The following is a 15,869-nucleotide window of genomic DNA, read 5'->3' as shown; positions in this document are numbered from 1 at the left end:
TCTGACTGCCTGACCCGGTGCGTAATACCTCCAAATTTCCCTACCGCTACCGGGACATAATGATAAAAAGGGCTATGAGATGAATACGCTACAAATTCTAAGCTTTGTGGGTTTTACGCTGCTGGTGGCGGTAATCACCTGGTGGAAGGTACGGAAGACGGATACCGGATCGCAACAAGGATATTTTCTCGCCGGGCGTTCGTTGAAAGCGCCGGTGATTGCGGCGTCACTGATGTTAACCAACCTTTCAACCGAGCAGTTGGTTGGACTGTCTGGTCAGGCATACAAAAGCGGAATGTCGGTCATGGGCTGGGAAGTCACCTCTGCGGTGACGCTTATCTTTCTGGCGCTGATCTTTCTGCCTCGCTATCTACAACGCGGCATTGCGACGATCCCTGATTTTCTGGAAGAACGTTACGATAAAACCACGCGGATCATTATCGATTTTTGCTTTCTTATTGCCACTGGCGTCTGCTTCCTGCCGATTGTGCTTTATTCAGGGGCGCTGGCGCTGAACAGCCTTTTTCATATCGGTGAATCGCTGAACATATCTCAGGGCGCCGCAATCTGGTTACTGGTTATTTTGCTGGGCCTTGCCGGGATTATTTATGCGGTTATCGGCGGCTTACGCGCGATGGCGGTTGCTGACTCCATCAATGGCATTGGGTTGGTTATTGGGGGATTGATGGTCCCGGTGTTTGGCCTGATTGCGATGGGCAAAGGCAGCTTTTTACAAGGCATTGAGCAACTGACCACCGTGCATGCGGAGAAATTAAACTCAATTGGCGGGGCGAACGATCCGTTGCCAATCGGCGCCGCTTTTACCGGTCTGATTCTGGTGAATACTTTCTACTGGTGTACTAATCAGGGCATCGTGCAACGTACGCTGGCCTCCAAAAGCCTGTCAGAAGGGCAGAAAGGGGCATTGCTCACAGCGGTATTAAAAATGCTCGACCCGCTGGTATTGGTATTACCGGGGTTAATTGCTTTTCATCTCTACCAGGACCTTCCAAAGGCCGATATGGCGTATCCGACGCTGGTAAATAACGTACTGCCTGTTCCTTTGGTTGGTTTTTTCGGCGCTGTTTTATTCGGTGCGGTAATCAGTACGTTCAATGGTTTTTTAAACAGCGCCAGCACCTTATTTAGCATGGGCATCTACCGGCGGATTATTAATCAACATGCGCAACCGGAACAGCTGGTTCGGGTTGGGCGTAAGTTCGGCTTCTTTATTGCGGTGATTTCCGTGCTGGTCGCGCCATGGATCGCTAATGCGCCGGAGGGACTCTACAGCTGGATGAAACAGCTCAACGGTATTTATAACGTGCCGTTGGTGACCATCATCATTATGGGATTCTTTTTCCCGCGCATTCCCGCGCTGGCGGCGAAAGTCGCCATGGGGCTCGGTATTGTCAGCTACATCACCATTAACTATCTGGTGAAGTTCGACTTTCACTTCCTTTACGTTCTGGCCTGTACGTTCTGCATCAACGTGGTGGTCATGCTGGTTATCGGTGCAATCAAGCCGCGCGCCACGCCGTTTAAATTCCATGATGCTTTCGCGGTAGATATGAAACCGTGGAAAAACGCCAAACTTGCCTCCGTCGGGATCCTGACCGCGATGCTTGGCGTCTATTCCGGGCTGGCACAGTTCGGCGGATACCACACGCAATGGCTGACGATTCTCTGCTACTCAATTACGGCGGCAGTGATGATGTATTTGATTTACAGCACTTGGCAGACGCGTCGTCTGACCGCTGCGCTTTGTGTCTCTGACGCTAAGGATAAAGCATGACCCGCCCTAATTTTCTGTTCATCATGACCGACACTCAGGCGACCAATATGGTCGGCTGTTACAGTGGTAAGCCGCTGAATACCAATAATATCGATAGCCTGGCGGCGGAAGGTATTCGCTTTAATTCCGCTTATACCTGCTCACCGGTATGCACCCCGGCCCGCGCGGGGCTGTTTACCGGTATTTATGCCAACCAGTCCGGTCCGTGGACCAATAACGTCGCACCGGGGAAAAACATTTCCACCATGGGGCGCTACTTCAAGGATGCGGGCTATCACACCTGCTACATCGGTAAGTGGCATCTCGACGGGCATGATTACTTTGGTACCGGCGAGTGTCCCCCCGAGTGGGATGCCGACTACTGGTATGACGGGGCAAATTATCTCGCAGAACTGACGGAAAAAGAGATTGGTTTGTGGCGTAATGGCCTGAACAGCGTGGAGGATTTGCTGGCCAACAATATCGATGAAACCTTCACCTGGGCGCATCGTATCAGCAACCGGGCGGTTGATTTCCTCCACCAGCCGGCGCGTGATGACCAACCCTTTCTGATGGTGGTTTCCTACGACGAGCCGCATCACCCGTTTACCTGTCCGGTGGAGTATCTGCAAAAATATCAGGATTTTTACTACGATCTGGGCGCGAAAGCGCAGGATACCTTATGCGATAAGCCTGAGCATCATCGCCTGTGGTCGCAAGCGATGCCATCTCCGGTGGGTGACGACGGACGTTATCACCACCCGCTCTATTTTGCCTGCAACGATTTTGTTGACGATCAAATTGGCCGGGTGATTCATGCCTTAACGCCAGAACAGCGAGAGAATACCTGGGTCATTTATACCTCCGATCATGGTGAGATGATGGGGGCGCATAAGCTCATCAGCAAGGGGGCGGCGATGTATGACGACATCACGCGAATTCCGCTGATTATGCGCCCGCCGCAGGGCGAATCCGTGCAGGTAGACACGCCGGTCAGTCATATCGATCTGCTGCCGACGATGATGGCGCTGGCGGGCATTGAGAAGCCACAAATTTTGCCGGGTGAAAACATCCTTCACATTGAAAAACCACGCGGTGTGATGGTGGAGTTCAACCGTTATGAGATTGAACATGACAGTTTTGGCGGATTTATCCCGGTACGTTGCTGGGTGACGGACAACTGGAAGCTGGTGCTGAATCTGTTTACCAGCGATGAGCTTTATGACAGACGAAACGATCCTGATGAGCTACACAACCTGATAGATTCGCCACAATTGGCCGACGTTCGCTGCCAGATGCACGACGCTCTGCTGGACTATATGGATAAAATCCGCGACCCGTTCCGCACCTATCAGTGGAGTTTGCGTCCGTGGCGTCCGGACGCCGTACCGCGCTGGATGGGCGCTTTCCGCCCACGCCCGCAAGACGGACATTCTCCGGTAGTACGCGATTACGACACCGGTTTACCAACCCAGGGCGTAAAAGTGGAGGAGAAAAAGCAGAAGTTCTGAGTAAAGGGTTTGATGGCGAAGATATCCCTGTTTGCCGGGGGCGCTTAGCTTGCCCGGCCTACGTTTGCATACCCTCGTAGGCCGGATAAGGCGTTCACGCCGCCATCCGGAAACGACTAAATGGGGGAGCCGCCGCTGAGAAAGGAAAATATCAGCATGAGCAGAATGATGCCGCAGATAATGGCAATGCCGAAAAGCAGAGCATGAAAGGCAAGTGTCGCGCCGCCGAAGAACATTGCGCCATGAATACCCCTGCGATTTTCTTTGCGCATGCCGCCGATAAACGCACATATCAGCGCGATGACGGCAAGAGCGATGCCGCTGTTATCCAGTACTTTATCGATATCAGCGGCAGTTTTTTTCGCAGCAGCAGGCGGTTGTTCACCTTTCAGACCGGCAATAATCCCTTTTTTAACGGCGGATACCTTCTCTGCCACCACGCTTTCTAGAGCAGGCGGTGGGGCGGAAAAAGGGCCAAAAGAGAAATGAAAAATGCCGAGAATCAACGCAATGGCGCCAAATAGCATTCCCAGTGAGCTACATTTGTTTTGCGATATGATGTCCATCAGACCTCCCTGTGCTGGTTCAGGTAGAGGGTATCAGCATTCCGCTGTACGAAATTCTGAAAGTGACCGGACAACGCAACTGAACTGTGAAGGTAAAAAGGAGTTTAGATGAAGATTTCCCGCCTTGGAGAAGCCCCGGATTATCGCTTCTCGCTGGCAAATGAGCGTACCTTTCTGGCGTGGATCCGCACTGCGTTGGGATTTCTGGCGGCGGGCGTGGGGCTCGACCAGTTGGCTCCGGATTTTGCCACGCCGGTCATTCGTGAGCTTTTGGCGCTGTTGCTGTGCTTGTTTGCCGGTGGCCTGGCGATTTATGGTTACCTGCGCTGGCTGCGCAATGAGAGGGCGATGCGTCTGAAAGAAGATTTGCCCTACACCCATAGCCTGTTAATCATCAGCCTGATTTTGATGAGCGTCGCGGTGATTGTCATGGGACTGGTACTGTATGCCGGATAGCCGTAAATCGCGACGTATCGCCGACCCAGGGTTACAGCCGGAGCGAACATCGCTGGCCTGGTTTCGTACCCTGCTGGGCTATGGCGCGTTAATGGCGCTGGCGCTGAAGCACAACTGGCATCAAGCGGGTTTCCTGTTTTGGGTTTCAATTGTGGTGCTGGCGATGGTGGCAACCGTGCTTTGGCGCTATACCCGCAGCCGTAATCTGATGGATGTAACGCATAGCGATTTTTCTGAATCTCGCGCGGTGCGTGACAAATTTATGATCTCCCTCGCGGTGTTATCCCTCGCAATACTGTTTGCTGTAACGCATGTTCGCCAACTTATTGCATTTATCGGGAATTTAGCATGACAGGATGTCAGGTCATGGCCAAGCCGGCCAGCTCTCGTTGTAACCTTGATTGTCGTTACTGTTTTTACATTGATAAACCCACTCAACCCGAAATGGATGATGCCACCTTAGAGACGTTTATTCGCCAGCATATCGCCGCACAGCCGGGGTCGGAAGTGATGTTCGCCTGGCAGGGCGGGGAGCCAACCCTCTGTGGCATCGACTTTTATCGCCGCGTAGTAGCGTTGCAGAATCAGTACGGACAAGGGAAGCAAATCCATAATGCTTTCCAGACCAACGGGATTTTGCTCAACGACGAATGGTGTCAGTTTTTACGCGATAACGGCTGGCTGGTTGGGATTTCCATGGATGGCCCCGCCAAGTTGCACGATGCGTATCGCGTTAACCGCAGCGGAAAACCGACTCACCATAAGGTAGTGGACGCTATTGCGAGACTGCGTGAGCATCAGGTGGAGTTCAATCTGCTGGTGGTGGTGAATTCTCTGAACAGTCAGCGACCCGGGCAGATGTATCGCTACCTTCGCCAGCTTGGCACGCCCTTTTTGCAGTTCATTCCGCTGGTTGAATATGATGAAAAAGGTGAGCTTACCGCCGAATCCGTTCCGCCGCAGGCGTGGGGGACCTTCCTGAATTCCGTCTTTGATATCTGGGTCAGAGAAGATATTGGTCGCGTATTCGTCCAGTTATTTGATTCAACCCTGGGCGTATGGTGCGGGCATCCGGCGCAGATGTGTTCGCTAAGCCCAACCTGTGGGCATGCTTTTGCCCTGGAAGCGAATGGCGATCTGTATCAATGCGATCACTATGTCTACCCTGATTTTCGCCTGGGGAATATTCATCACACGTCGCTGAGTGAGCTTAATGCCAGCCCGCAGGCAACGGAGTTTGGTCAGTCCAAGAAGACCATGCTGAGTGCGGAATGCCAGGCGTGCTCGCTGTTACGTTTTTGCCATGGCGATTGTCCAAAGCATCGCGACAGCCGTGGAAAAAGTGCGATTTGCGGCGGGTACAGCGCTTTCTTCAACCATACCGCGCCGTATATGCGCGTGATGCGTGACCTGCTTAAGCAACATCGCTCACCGATGGAGCTGATGGCGATGCTGCGTTAAGGTCAGCAATGTTTAACGCCCTTTGGCCAGGTACTGCGCCATTTCGGCTTCTGGTACCATGCCGCCGCCGGTCGCCCACACCAGGTGGGTGGCGTTATTGAGCTGCTCTGCGCTGAGGCCGTGCATCTGCTGATAGTCAGCAGAGGCGCATACGTGTTGCGGACCGACCATCCCGGCCAGCGCCGACGGCTCAAGGCGAATGCCCTCTTCCTGCGCCAGCCAGCCCAGCATATCGTACATCGTCTGATCGTCCAGGGTGTACAGACCGTCGAGCAGACGTTCCATCGCCCGGCCAACAAAGCCGGACGCGCGACCAACCGCCAGGCCATCCGCCGCCGTCAGGTTATCGATGCCGATATCCTGCACGGAAATCGTATCGTGCAGCCCGGTATAAATCCCCAGCAGCATGCACGGTGAATGGGTCGGTTCTGCGAAGAAGCAGTGGACGTTATCGCCAAATGCCAGCTTCAGGCCAAACGCCACGCCGCCAGGGCCGCCGCCGACGCCGCATGGCAAGTAAACAAACAGCGGATGATCGGCATCTACTACGCGCCCCTGCTGGGTAAACTGCGCCTTTAGGCGCTGGCCAGCCACTGCATAGCCTAAGAACAGCGTGCGGGAGTTTTCATCATCGATAAAGAAACAGTTCGGATCGGATTCTGCCGCCTTACGACCCTGCTCTACCGCCACGCCGTAGTCTTCTTCATACTCCACTACCGTCACGCCGTGACTGCGCAGTTTGGCTTTTTTCCACGCGCGAGCGTCGGCAGACATATGCACCGTCACCTTAAAGCCGATACGGGCGCTCATAATGCCAATCGACATGCCGAGGTTGCCGGTGGAGCCTACCGCGATGCTGTACTGGCTGAAGAACTGTTTGAACTCAGGTGAAAGCAGAATGCTGTAATCGTCTTGTGTGGTCAGCAGACCTGCTTCCAGTGCCAGTTTTTCCGCGTGGGACAGTACTTCATAAATGCCGCCACGGGCTTTAATTGAACCGGAAATTGGTAGATGGCTGTCTTTTTTCAGCAGCAGCTCGCCGCAGATGTGTTGTCCGAACGCTTTTTCCAGCCGTTTTTGCATCGCTGGAATGACGGCCAGCTCAGATTCGATAATGCCGCCGGTGGCTGCGGTTTCCGGGAATGCCTGCGCCAGATACGGCGCGAAGCGCGCCAGACGGGCGTGGGCATCCTGAACATCGTGCTCGGTCAGGCCAACGTACGGTAAACCTTCCGCAAGAGAGGTGGTGCCAGGGTTAAACCAGGTCGTCTCCTTGAGAGCGACCAGGTCTTCCACTAAAGGATGCTGGGCGATAAGTGTTTGAATGTTTTCCATAGTCAGCCTCTTTGCGCTTAGATAATAAAGGAAAGCAGGAATGTGCACACCAGTGCAATCACGGACGCGATAAATGTCGCGGTCGTATAATATTTGAACGTCTCATTCAGGGTGGCGCCGCAGTACTGCTTCACCAGCCAGAAGAGGGAGTCGGTCACGATCGTGCAGCCAATAGCGCCGGAACCGATGGCAATGGCAATGATCTCCGGGCTAACGTTAGGGTAGAGCGGCAGCATCGGTGCCACGATTGCCGTCGCCCCCATCATCGCCACCGTGGCGGAACCCACCGCGGCATGCAGAATTAACGCCACCAGCCAGGCCAGCAGAATCGGGTGCATATGCATGTTCGAGAGGATTAGCGCAAGCGTATCCGCCAGCCCGCTGCTCTTGAGGATAGCGTTGAACGCGCCGCCTGCGCCGATAATCAGTAAAATGTTAGCAATCGAGCCAAAACCGTTTTCGGTGTGGGTCAGCAGTGCCCCCATGCCGATGTGCTGACGCAGACCGAGAATGTAGTAGGCCACGAAAACGGCAATAAACATCGCGGTGATCGGGTTACCAATAAACTCCAGCAGCGTATACACCGTGCTGCCTTTCGCCATGTTCAGCTCAGCAACGGTTTTTACCAGCATCAGGCCAATCGGCAGCAGAACGGTGAACAGCGTAGCGCCCAACGACGGTAGCGTACTTTCGTCGCGCACTTTAAGGTCGGAAAACTCAGCCGGAACCGGTTTAAACGGCAGACGGTTACCGAGGAATTTCAGATACAGCGGACCGCCGATCAGCGAAGCCATCAAACCGACCAGTAAACCATAGACAATCACCGTACCAATGTCCGCGCCCAGCTTGTTCGCCACGAACAGCGCAGCCGGATGCGGTGGTACCACGCAGTGCACCGCCATCAGCGCCGTACATAGCGGGATCGCCAGCTTCAGCAGCGAGGTATTGGTCTTTTTGGCAATCGAAAAAGCCAGTGGAATCAACAGCACCACGCCGACCTCAACAAACAGCGTGATCCCGCAAATCAATCCGACCAGTACCATAATGACGTCGGCAGAAAGCCAGCGGCAGCGCTGCAGCGTCAGCCCGATGCGTTCGGCCGCGCCGGACACTTCCATCATTTTGCCCAGAATGGTTCCAAGGCCGATAACCGCGGCGAGGAAGCCCAGCGTACCGCCGATGCCACTCTCAATGGCATTGACCATATCCAGCGGCCCCATACCCATCATCGTACCCACGAAGAAGCTGGCTAACAGCAGCGCCAGAAACGGGTGGAATTTAAACTTCACGATGGTCAAAACGATTAACACGATGCTTATCAGCAGCGTGCTCACAACCCAGATTTGAGAGTGCATAGCTCACCTTGCCCTGTGATTAATATAGGGTTATTGGACAAAAATAAGGCAGGGTCTGACAAACGATATAAATCTCCTTTCACATGAGCCAGATTGCATCAAATAAGTGATTTGCGTCTAATTACGCCTGGTTTATGCGATATGCTTCACTCTGATTCATCTTTGTGCTGATTTTTGCAGCGAACTTTTTTACACTCCGGCGCATGAATCAGGAGGACAGGAGGTGAGAATGGATCCCCTACGCGAGGTCAGAAACAGGCTGCTCAACGGCTGGCAGTTGTCAAAGCTGTATACCTTTGAAGTGGCGGCCAGGCATCAGTCATTTGCGCTGGCGGCAGACGAGCTGTCATTAAGCCCCAGCGCCGTCAGCCACCGCATTAATCAACTGGAGGACGAGCTGGGCATTCAGCTGTTTGTCCGTTCGCACCGTAAAGTGGAACTCACCCACGAGGGCAAGCGGGTATTCTGGGCGCTGAAATCGTCGCTGGATACGCTCAACCAGGAGATCCTTGATATCAAAAATCAGGAGCTTTCGGGGACGCTCACCGTCTACTCACGGCCTTCTATTGCCCAGTGCTGGCTGGTTCCGGCGCTCGGTGACTTTACCCGCCGCTATCCGTCAATTTCACTGACCATCCTGACCGGCAACGACAACGTCAATCTGCAGCGTGCCGGGGTCGATCTGGCTATCTATTTTGACGATGCGCCCTCCGCGCAGCTCACGCACCATTTCCTGATGGATGAAGAAATTCTGCCGGTATGCAGCCCGGACTACGCCCGCCGCTATGATCTGACCGGCTCACTGGTGAACCTGCCGCACTGTACGTTGCTGCACGACAGACAGGCGTGGAGTAACGACTCCGGGACCGATGAATGGCACAGTTGGGCGCAGAATTTTGCGGTGAATCTGCCGACATCGTCGGGGATTGGTTTCGATCGTTCTGATTTAGCGGTGATTGCGGCGATGAACCATATCGGCGTGGCGATGGGCCGAAAGCGGCTGGTGCAAAAACGTCTCGACAGCGGGGAGCTGGTTGCACCTTTTGGCGATAAGTCACTGAAATGCCATCAGCACTACTACATCACCACGCTGCCCGGCAGACAGTGGCCGAAAATCGAGGAGTTTATTGGCTGGCTACAGGAGCAGGTTAAGTAGGCCGGGCGCGAATATTTTTACGCTTTCTTTCTACATGGAAAGTGAAAAAGCATGCTAAATACGTGATATCACTCCTGATGATTTGCGTAAGGACGACCGTGTTAAAGCCGATTGTTTCCCTTTTACTGTTAGCCAGCGCCACCGTGTGTGCCGCGCAACCAGCGTTGACGGCGGCACAGTATGCGCAGCAGCTTGGCGTTGGGATGGACGTAGACTGGGCGCGCACCGATCGGGGTATCCGTGAATTCGATCCGCTGGTGGTGCGGGATTATAAGGCGAAAGGGTTGACCCACGTGCGCATTCGCGTGGCGGGAGAACCTACGGAGGCGCGGCTGATTCATCTGCGCAAGCTGGTGGAAGCCTGCGAACAGTATGGCGTGATCCCGATAATCACCTATCAGGCTGACGAATATAAAAAAGACCCCAGCGCCGGTAACGAAAAAGAGGTGGTTAACTGGTGGGTGGCGGTGGCGCATTACTTTGGTCAAAACTCGCCGTTGCTGGGTTTTGACCTGATATATGACCCCTCTGATAAGCTCATCCATAATCAGGCATCGCTCAATCGGGTATATGACAAAACCATTCGTACTATCCATGCCATCGACCCGCAGCGGATGATTTTCATCGCGCCTCGGCTGCACTCAGCACCGGAAGATTTGCTTAACCTGAAACTGCCGCCGCAAAGCCAGAATACCGTGCTGGCACAATGGCACATTTTTCCGTGGGGACCGCTGAAAAATAACGGTAAATACCCATGGACCTCAGGGACTGCGGCAGAAAAGGCCGCTATTCGCGCCCGCATCAATACCGCCATTCATTGGCAGCAAAAAACCGGTCATGTCAGTTGGGTAGGAGGCTGGTCGCCAGGAGAAACCATCAGGAACGCGCCTTCTGCCTCACAAATGGCGTTTGCCCGCTTTATGGCGTGCGAGCTGAAGAAAGCGAAAATTCCCTATGCTATCAATGCGGATACGCAGTTCTATGATGGCGAGGAGGGGGCCTGGCGCCCGGCGCTGGAGCCGTTGCTGACGACGATGATCGCGCCTGAATGCGAAAAGCCCGGCGATAAGCCGGGCCATCATACGCTTAAACCGCCTGTCCCTGATGCGACACGCGTGACGCCAGCGGAAGCCAGCAAACAAAAATCAACAGCCCCATAAGGGTCATCAGCAGGCCCAGACTGGCTTGTCCGGTCTGCGGCAGCATTGCAGAGAACCACGCCAGCACGCCGGAACCAATGTTTTGTAATCCCCCAACCAGCGCGCCGGCAGTGCCTGCCAGGAACGGGAAAGGCTCCATTGCGCCGCTGGTCGCCAGCGGAAACAGCATCCCGGCACCGAAGAAAAACAGCGCGGCGGGAACCAGCAGCGTCCAGACGTTCATCACGTCAAACAGCCCAGGGATCCACATCATCAAACCGGCTACCAGACAGCAGATAACCGACTGCCACATCAGCGTCGAGAAACGCTTGTTCGGGCGACCGGCGAACCAGGCACCGAAAAACGCTGCCGGGATGGGCAGAATAAACAGGATACTGACCACCATGCTGCTTAAACCGAGCCGTGCGCCCAACAATACCCCGGAGCAAGCTTCGAAGACCGCAACGCCCGCCAGACCGCCGATCAGCATCAGCACGTAACAGGTGAAAGAGCTGTTGCCAAACAGCGTTTTATAGCTGGCGATAAGCCGTGGGCGCGGGGCTCCCGCAGGACGCGTTTCCGGCATCCAGCGCGCCATACTAAATGTGACGCCCGCGCACAGAACTAACAGGAAAATGTAGCATGCGCGCCAGTTCCATAGGGTATCCAGCATACCGCCAATCAGCGGCGCCAGCAGCGGGCTGACCAGAATCCCCATGTTTAACAAACTATTCGCGTGGCGCAGCTGCGTGCCTTCGTACAGATCGCGCGGTAATGTTCGCGCCATCACACCGCCGACGCCCGTTCCCATCCCCTGGATTGCACTGGCGATAATCAGTACCGTCAGGCTATGAGTGGTAATCGCGACCAGCGTGGCCAGCATAAAAATGGACATCCCGGCGAGGATCACCGGACGGCGGCCAACGCGATCGGAAAGTGGGCCGTAAAACAGTTGTGACAGGCCGTAGGTCAACAGGTAGGCGGCCATCACGCTTTGCACCGCTCCTTCGCGAACGTTCAGTTCACGCGCCATATCAGCAATTGCGGGGATATAAATGGTTTGCGCCATCTGACCTACCGCCACCAGTAATACCAACATCAACAACAAATTGACGCTTCTATGCCTTTTCATTTCGCTGATTACTTTTAAAAAAGAGAAAAAAGAAGAATAAGGTGCTGCACTTTCCCGTAAATGCGCGTGGAATCTACCACAACAGAAAAAGAAGGCCAGATAGTAGGCTGGAATGTTTGATGGGTGAACGGCAGGAAATGTAAACAAAAAGCGGCAACAAATGTTGCCGGATTGCGTCGGGTTTACGGTGCGATCACGACAAGCGTAGTAAAACCGCGCCTACTGCAATGCCTGCAGCTGCGACAAGACGAATTCCGGCAACCTTTTCTTTCAGCAGCAGCCACGCGAGCACTGCGCCAAACAGAATGGAGGTTTCACGCAGCGCTGCGACCACCGCCAACGGAGCCTGGGTCATGGCCCATAGCGCCAGGCCGTAAGAACCCATCGTGCCAATTCCGCCAAGAATACCTTTCTTCCACTGCTGTACCAGATAGCGTGATGCTTCCCGGCGCCGGGCGATCATCGCCCAGCTCAGCAGGCAGGAGCCGTTCAGAAAGAAGGTCCACAGCGTATAACCCAGCGCGGTTTCCGATAAGCGAACGCCGGTGCCATCAACCAGCGTGTAACCAGCGATAAAGCAGGCGTTAATGAGCGCCAGTACGATCCCACGTTGCGAGCTGCTGCGTCCGTTAAATGCCATACCGAGAATGGCCAGGCAGATCGTGGCAATCCCCACCCACGCAAGCATAGACAGACTATCCCCAAGGAACAGGACGCTGATAATTGCGACCAGCAGCGGTGCGGTTCCGCGCATTAACGGATAGGTCTGGCTCATATCCGAAACCTGATAGGTTTTGGCGACCAGCACCGTATACACCACTTGTAGCGCGGTTGAGACGGCTAAAAATGGCAGGCTGGCGGCGGAAGGCTGAGGCGCGAAGGGTAAGCAGATCGCTGCCATAATCGCCGCTGAGCCGCTAACGCCGATCGCCGAGTACAGTTTATCGTTTCCAGCTTTGACGATGGCGTTCCAACTGGCGTGCAGCAGCGCGGCGAACAGCAAAATGCAGAAAACAGAAAGCGTCATGGTGGTATTCTTCCCTGAGAATGTCATAAAAACGTAACATATTGGCGCGACACAAGCACCAGGGAGAAGGTGAAAGGGGAGCGGAATGTTACCCGCCCCCCTTAGGTGCGACTTGAATCTGATTACTTAACGTATTTCAGAACGGCATCAAGCAGTTGCAGTGCTGCAACAATGAGTTTGAGGATAAGAATAGCGATATCCACGAGGCTCATACGCTCTCCTTTCGGTACAAGGAGCACGGTGCTGACGTACCTCGCCGCTGCCTGTTGCCAGCACCTTTGTTGACATAACACAGTGTGCTCACACGGGGGTTAAGGCGCTGACGGCACCACCCGTTTCAGCCAGGACTTTGATGCGCCGGTTTACGATGCGGCCCCCGTATAACACATTGCGTACCGAGACATTATAGATAAATACTGTATAAATTAACAGTGTTTTATAGACATTGCGCCATTCATGTTCCATACTCAAAACCATCAAAATTCGTGCCGAAATTGCGTGTTCTTCGCAGAACGCGTATACTTTTTCCGTTGACATAACACAGTGTGTTCGGCGGCTACCAACCGCACAGCGCTGAAAAAAACCTCGCTCCGGCGGGGTTTTTTGTTTTTCGACCACGCACAGTGAAATGTGATCGTTGACGCATTTTTATGCAGATGAAAATTTTTCCATTGTCACGCTGAAAAACCTGTGTTTGTATAAATCCAGTTAAACAACAAACAGACAGGTCCCTAATGAACCCTTCCATGCTGACTGCGACCCTACTAAAAACTGCGCCATCTCGCGCAGCGGTCGTCGTGCGTGTGGTGGTGGTCGTCGGCAATGCGCCGTAGGGTCCGAATCAACACACGATTCCAAAACCCCGCCGGCGCAAACCGGGCGGGGTTTTTCGTTTCAGAGACCTGCCCGGAGCAAAGGCCCAGAATAAAAGGACTGGAGCATGGCAAGTTCGGGCATAACATCCAAGCGTACGCGTTTTACGGGCGCGGAATTCATCGTCCATTTCCTGGAACGCCAGGGAATTCAGGTTGTTACTGGTATTCCTGGCGGATCGATTCTTCCCGTCTATGACGCCTTAAGCCAAAGCACGCAAATCCGTCATATCCTGGCGCGCCACGAGCAGGGCGCAGGGTTTATCGCGCAGGGAATGGCGAGAACCGATGGTAAACCCGCGGTCTGTATGGCCTGTAGCGGACCGGGTGCAACCAACCTGGTGACCGCCATTGCCGACGCGCGTCTGGATTCCATCCCGCTGGTGTGTATCACCGGGCAGGTTCCGGCTTCGATGATCGGTACTGACGCCTTCCAGGAAGTCGACACCTACGGTATCTCTATCCCCATCACTAAGCACAACTATCTGGTCCGCCATATCAGTGAATTACCGCAGGTCATGAGCGATGCGTTCCGCATTGCGCAGTCCGGACGTCCAGGCCCGGTGTGGATAGACATTCCTAAGGATATTCAAACCGCCGTTTTTGACATTGAAGAGATGCCGGAGCCTGCGCAGAAAATGGCGGCGCCAGCGTTCAGCCAGGACAGTATTCGCGATGCCGCAGCCATGATTAACGCCGCACAGCGTCCGGTGCTGTACCTCGGCGGCGGCGTGATTAACGCGCCTGAGCGCGTGCGTGAACTGGCAGAAAAAGCGACGCTGCCCACCACTATGACCTTAATGGCGCTCGGTATGCTGCCGAAAGCGCATCCGCTGTCGTTAGGCATGCTGGGTATGCACGGCGCGCGCAGTACCAACTTTATTCTGCAAGAAGCGGATTTACTGATTGTTCTGGGCGCACGTTTTGATGACCGGGCGATTGGTAAAACCGAGCAGTTCTGCCCGAACGCCAAAATCATCCACGTGGATATCGACCGCGCGGAGCTGGGTAAAATTAAACAGCCGCACGTGGCGATTCAGGCGGATGTCGATGAGGTTCTGGCGCAATTGATCCCATTAATTGACGCGCAGCCGCGAGAGCCGTGGCATCAAATGGTGGCCGATTTACAACGCGAATTCCCTTGCACTATTCCGCAGGAAAGCGACCCGCTCAGCCACTATGGGTTGATCAACGCCGTGGCTGCCTGCGTGGACGACAGCGCCATTATCACCACCGACGTAGGCCAGCATCAGATGTGGGCGGCACAGGCTTATCCGCTGAACCGTCCGCGCCAGTGGCTGACCTCCGGCGGTCTGGGAACCATGGGCTTTGGGCTGCCGGCGGCGATTGGCGCAGCTCTGGCGAACCCGGACAAAAAAGTGCTGTGCTTTTCTGGCGATGGCAGCCTGATGATGAATATTCAGGAAATGGCGACAGCCAGCGAAAATCAGCTGGATATTAAAATTATCCTGATGAATAACGAAGCGTTGGGTCTTGTATATCAGCAGCAGAGTCTGTTCTATAAGCAGGGCGTTTTTGCAGCGACCTATCCGGGGATGATTAACTTTATGCAGATAGCCGCCGGGTTTGGTCTCGAAACCTGCGATCTGAATAACGAAGCGGACCCGCAGGCAGCGTTGCAGGACATTATTAATCGCCCTGGTCCTGCGCTGATCCACGTGCGCATCGATGCCGAACAAAAAGTGTACCCGATGGTGCCGCCGGGCGCGGCAAACACAGAAATGGTGGGGGAATAAGCCATGCAACAGCAGACTCATGACAACGTAATCCTGGAACTCACCGTGCGCAACCATCCGGGTGTAATGACCCACGTCTGCGGGCTGTTTGCCCGCCGCGCGTTCAACGTTGAAGGCATTCTCTGTCTACCAATTCAGGGCAGCGATAAGAGCCGCATCTGGCTACTGGTCAACGACGATCAACGTCTTGAGCAGATGATAAGCCAGATCGACAAGCTTGAAGATGTGGTGAAAGTAGCCCGCAATCAGTCCGACCCGTCGATGTTTAACAAAATCACCGTGTTCTTTGAGTGATCCGCTCAAGGCTTGAACACCAAAGCACTTATCG

16 protein-coding genes are annotated in these 15,869 nt (G+C 54.3%); 10 read left to right on the top strand and 6 right to left on the bottom strand.

Translation table 11 applies throughout. From position 1 onward, the window contains the following. Positions 1-79 precede the first annotated feature (79 nt). Both E1B03_RS26055 and E1B03_RS26050 read left to right on the top strand, forming a co-directional pair. The gene (locus tag E1B03_RS26055; protein WP_103769365.1) at positions 80-1,795 is read left to right on the top strand and encodes a solute:sodium symporter family transporter; all 1,716 of its coding nucleotides are present in this window, start codon (positions 80-82) and stop codon (positions 1,793-1,795) included. Then, positions 1,792-3,285: a sulfatase-like hydrolase/transferase gene (locus tag E1B03_RS26050; protein WP_103769366.1), complete on the top strand. Its 1,494-nt coding sequence runs from the start codon at positions 1,792-1,794 to the stop codon at positions 3,283-3,285. The genes E1B03_RS26055 and E1B03_RS26050 overlap by 4 nt, the downstream gene beginning before the upstream one ends. A gap of 116 nt (positions 3,286-3,401) precedes the next feature. On the opposite strand, the gene E1B03_RS26045 is transcribed toward E1B03_RS26050, so the two are convergent. Beyond that, on the bottom strand, positions 3,402-3,851 hold the full coding sequence (locus tag E1B03_RS26045; RefSeq protein ID WP_133087175.1) for a hypothetical protein: 450 nt from the start codon (positions 3,849-3,851) through the stop codon (positions 3,402-3,404). Positions 3,852-3,959: 108 nt separating this feature from the next. Here E1B03_RS26045 and E1B03_RS26040 point away from each other — a divergent pair, with 108 nt between their 5' ends. Genes E1B03_RS26040 through E1B03_RS26030 form a run of 3 tightly spaced genes read left to right on the top strand, consistent with a single transcriptional unit; the run spans position 3,960 to position 5,768 of the window. Then, complete coding sequence (locus tag E1B03_RS26040) at positions 3,960-4,307, top strand: YidH family protein (protein ID WP_006687714.1); 348 nt, start codon at positions 3,960-3,962, stop codon at positions 4,305-4,307. Beyond that, complete coding sequence (locus tag E1B03_RS26035) at positions 4,297-4,659, top strand: DUF202 domain-containing protein (RefSeq protein WP_103769368.1); 363 nt, start codon at positions 4,297-4,299, stop codon at positions 4,657-4,659. The genes E1B03_RS26040 and E1B03_RS26035 overlap by 11 nt, the downstream gene beginning before the upstream one ends. Beyond that, entirely contained in the window at positions 4,656-5,768 is a 1,113-nt protein-coding gene (locus E1B03_RS26030) for an anaerobic sulfatase maturase (protein WP_165955344.1), read from the top strand. The genes E1B03_RS26035 and E1B03_RS26030 overlap by 4 nt, the downstream gene beginning before the upstream one ends. A gap of 12 nt (positions 5,769-5,780) precedes the next feature. Here the strand turns inward: E1B03_RS26030 and dsdA are convergent, their stop codons facing one another. Both dsdA and dsdX read right to left on the bottom strand, forming a co-directional pair. Further along, the gene (gene dsdA, locus E1B03_RS26025; RefSeq protein ID WP_133087174.1) at positions 5,781-7,103 is read right to left on the bottom strand and encodes a D-serine ammonia-lyase; all 1,323 of its coding nucleotides are present in this window, start codon (positions 7,101-7,103) and stop codon (positions 5,781-5,783) included. A gap of 17 nt (positions 7,104-7,120) precedes the next feature. After that, entirely contained in the window at positions 7,121-8,458 is a 1,338-nt protein-coding gene (dsdX, locus tag E1B03_RS26020) for a D-serine transporter DsdX (RefSeq protein WP_016157809.1), read from the bottom strand. 229 nt (positions 8,459-8,687) lie between these two features. Here dsdX and dsdC point away from each other — a divergent pair, with 229 nt between their 5' ends. Continuing rightward, complete coding sequence (dsdC, locus tag E1B03_RS26015; protein ID WP_133087173.1) at positions 8,688-9,614, top strand: DNA-binding transcriptional regulator DsdC; 927 nt, start codon at positions 8,688-8,690, stop codon at positions 9,612-9,614. A 77-nt stretch (positions 9,615-9,691) separates the two neighbouring features. After that, a complete protein-coding gene (locus E1B03_RS26010; RefSeq protein WP_133087172.1) occupies positions 9,692-10,774 on the top strand; it encodes a cellulase family glycosylhydrolase in 1,083 nt (360 codons plus the stop codon). On the opposite strand, the gene emrD is transcribed toward E1B03_RS26010, so the two are convergent. The 3 genes from emrD to tisB form a co-directional block, all read right to left on the bottom strand. After that, entirely contained in the window at positions 10,701-11,885 is a 1,185-nt protein-coding gene (gene emrD / locus E1B03_RS26005; RefSeq protein WP_075848952.1) for a multidrug efflux MFS transporter EmrD, read from the bottom strand. The genes E1B03_RS26010 and emrD overlap by 74 nt on opposite strands. Before the next feature lie 193 nt (positions 11,886-12,078). Continuing rightward, positions 12,079-12,912, bottom strand: a complete 834-nt coding sequence (locus E1B03_RS26000; protein ID WP_133087171.1) for a DMT family transporter — start codon at positions 12,910-12,912, stop codon at positions 12,079-12,081. A gap of 122 nt (positions 12,913-13,034) precedes the next feature. Beyond that, a complete protein-coding gene (gene tisB, locus E1B03_RS25995) occupies positions 13,035-13,124 on the bottom strand; it encodes a type I toxin-antitoxin system toxin TisB (RefSeq protein WP_003023909.1) in 90 nt (29 codons plus the stop codon). Positions 13,125-13,646: 522 nt separating this feature from the next. Here tisB and ivbL point away from each other — a divergent pair. The 3 genes from ivbL to ilvN all read left to right on the top strand — a co-directional run bounded on the left by ivbL (position 13,647) and on the right by ilvN (position 15,835). After that, positions 13,647-13,745, top strand: coding sequence for an ilvB operon leader peptide IvbL (ivbL, locus tag E1B03_RS25985; protein ID WP_003827118.1), 99 nt, complete (start codon positions 13,647-13,649; stop codon positions 13,743-13,745). Between the two features lie 107 nt (positions 13,746-13,852). Then, positions 13,853-15,541, top strand: coding sequence for an acetolactate synthase large subunit (gene ilvB / locus E1B03_RS25980; RefSeq protein ID WP_103769374.1), 1,689 nt, complete (start codon positions 13,853-13,855; stop codon positions 15,539-15,541). Between the two features lie 3 nt (positions 15,542-15,544). Then, on the top strand, positions 15,545-15,835 hold the full coding sequence (ilvN, locus tag E1B03_RS25975) for an acetolactate synthase small subunit (protein WP_103769375.1): 291 nt from the start codon (positions 15,545-15,547) through the stop codon (positions 15,833-15,835). Positions 15,836-15,869: the final 34 nt, after the last annotated feature.

The sequence above is a fragment of the Citrobacter arsenatis genome (genome assembly GCF_004353845.1).
Lineage (GTDB): Bacteria > Pseudomonadota > Gammaproteobacteria > Enterobacterales > Enterobacteriaceae > Citrobacter > Citrobacter arsenatis.
The sequence above is the reverse complement of the archived record's forward strand: the minus strand, read 5'-3'. Positions and strand labels throughout refer to the sequence as shown.

Excerpts from the sequence above, each read along its gene's own strand:
- E1B03_RS26045 (WP_133087175.1), bottom strand. The coding sequence starts at position 3,851 with ATGGACATCATATCGCAAAACAAATGTAGCTCACTGGGAATGCTATTT.
- E1B03_RS26000 (WP_133087171.1), bottom strand. The coding sequence starts at position 12,912 with ATGACGCTTTCTGTTTTCTGCATTTTGCTGTTCGCCGCGCTGCTGCAC.
- E1B03_RS26030 (WP_165955344.1), top strand. The coding sequence starts at position 4,656 with ATGACAGGATGTCAGGTCATGGCCAAGCCGGCCAGCTCTCGTTGTAAC.
- dsdX (WP_016157809.1), bottom strand. The coding sequence starts at position 8,458 with ATGCACTCTCAAATCTGGGTTGTGAGCACGCTGCTGATAAGCATCGTG.
- E1B03_RS26035 (WP_103769368.1), top strand. The coding sequence starts at position 4,297 with ATGCCGGATAGCCGTAAATCGCGACGTATCGCCGACCCAGGGTTACAG.
- dsdA (WP_133087174.1), bottom strand. The coding sequence starts at position 7,103 with ATGGAAAACATTCAAACACTTATCGCCCAGCATCCTTTAGTGGAAGAC.
- tisB (WP_003023909.1), bottom strand. The coding sequence starts at position 13,124 with ATGAGCCTCGTGGATATCGCTATTCTTATCCTCAAACTCATTGTTGCA.
- E1B03_RS26040 (WP_006687714.1), top strand. The coding sequence starts at position 3,960 with ATGAAGATTTCCCGCCTTGGAGAAGCCCCGGATTATCGCTTCTCGCTG.
- emrD (WP_075848952.1), bottom strand. The coding sequence starts at position 11,885 with ATGAAAAGGCATAGAAGCGTCAATTTGTTGTTGATGTTGGTATTACTG.
- ilvN (WP_103769375.1), top strand. The coding sequence starts at position 15,545 with ATGCAACAGCAGACTCATGACAACGTAATCCTGGAACTCACCGTGCGC.
- dsdC (WP_133087173.1), top strand. The coding sequence starts at position 8,688 with ATGGATCCCCTACGCGAGGTCAGAAACAGGCTGCTCAACGGCTGGCAG.
- E1B03_RS26055 (WP_103769365.1), top strand. The coding sequence starts at position 80 with ATGAATACGCTACAAATTCTAAGCTTTGTGGGTTTTACGCTGCTGGTG.
- E1B03_RS26050 (WP_103769366.1), top strand. The coding sequence starts at position 1,792 with ATGACCCGCCCTAATTTTCTGTTCATCATGACCGACACTCAGGCGACC.
- ivbL (WP_003827118.1), top strand. The coding sequence starts at position 13,647 with ATGAACCCTTCCATGCTGACTGCGACCCTACTAAAAACTGCGCCATCT.
- E1B03_RS26010 (WP_133087172.1), top strand. The coding sequence starts at position 9,692 with ATGATTTGCGTAAGGACGACCGTGTTAAAGCCGATTGTTTCCCTTTTA.
- ilvB (WP_103769374.1), top strand. The coding sequence starts at position 13,853 with ATGGCAAGTTCGGGCATAACATCCAAGCGTACGCGTTTTACGGGCGCG.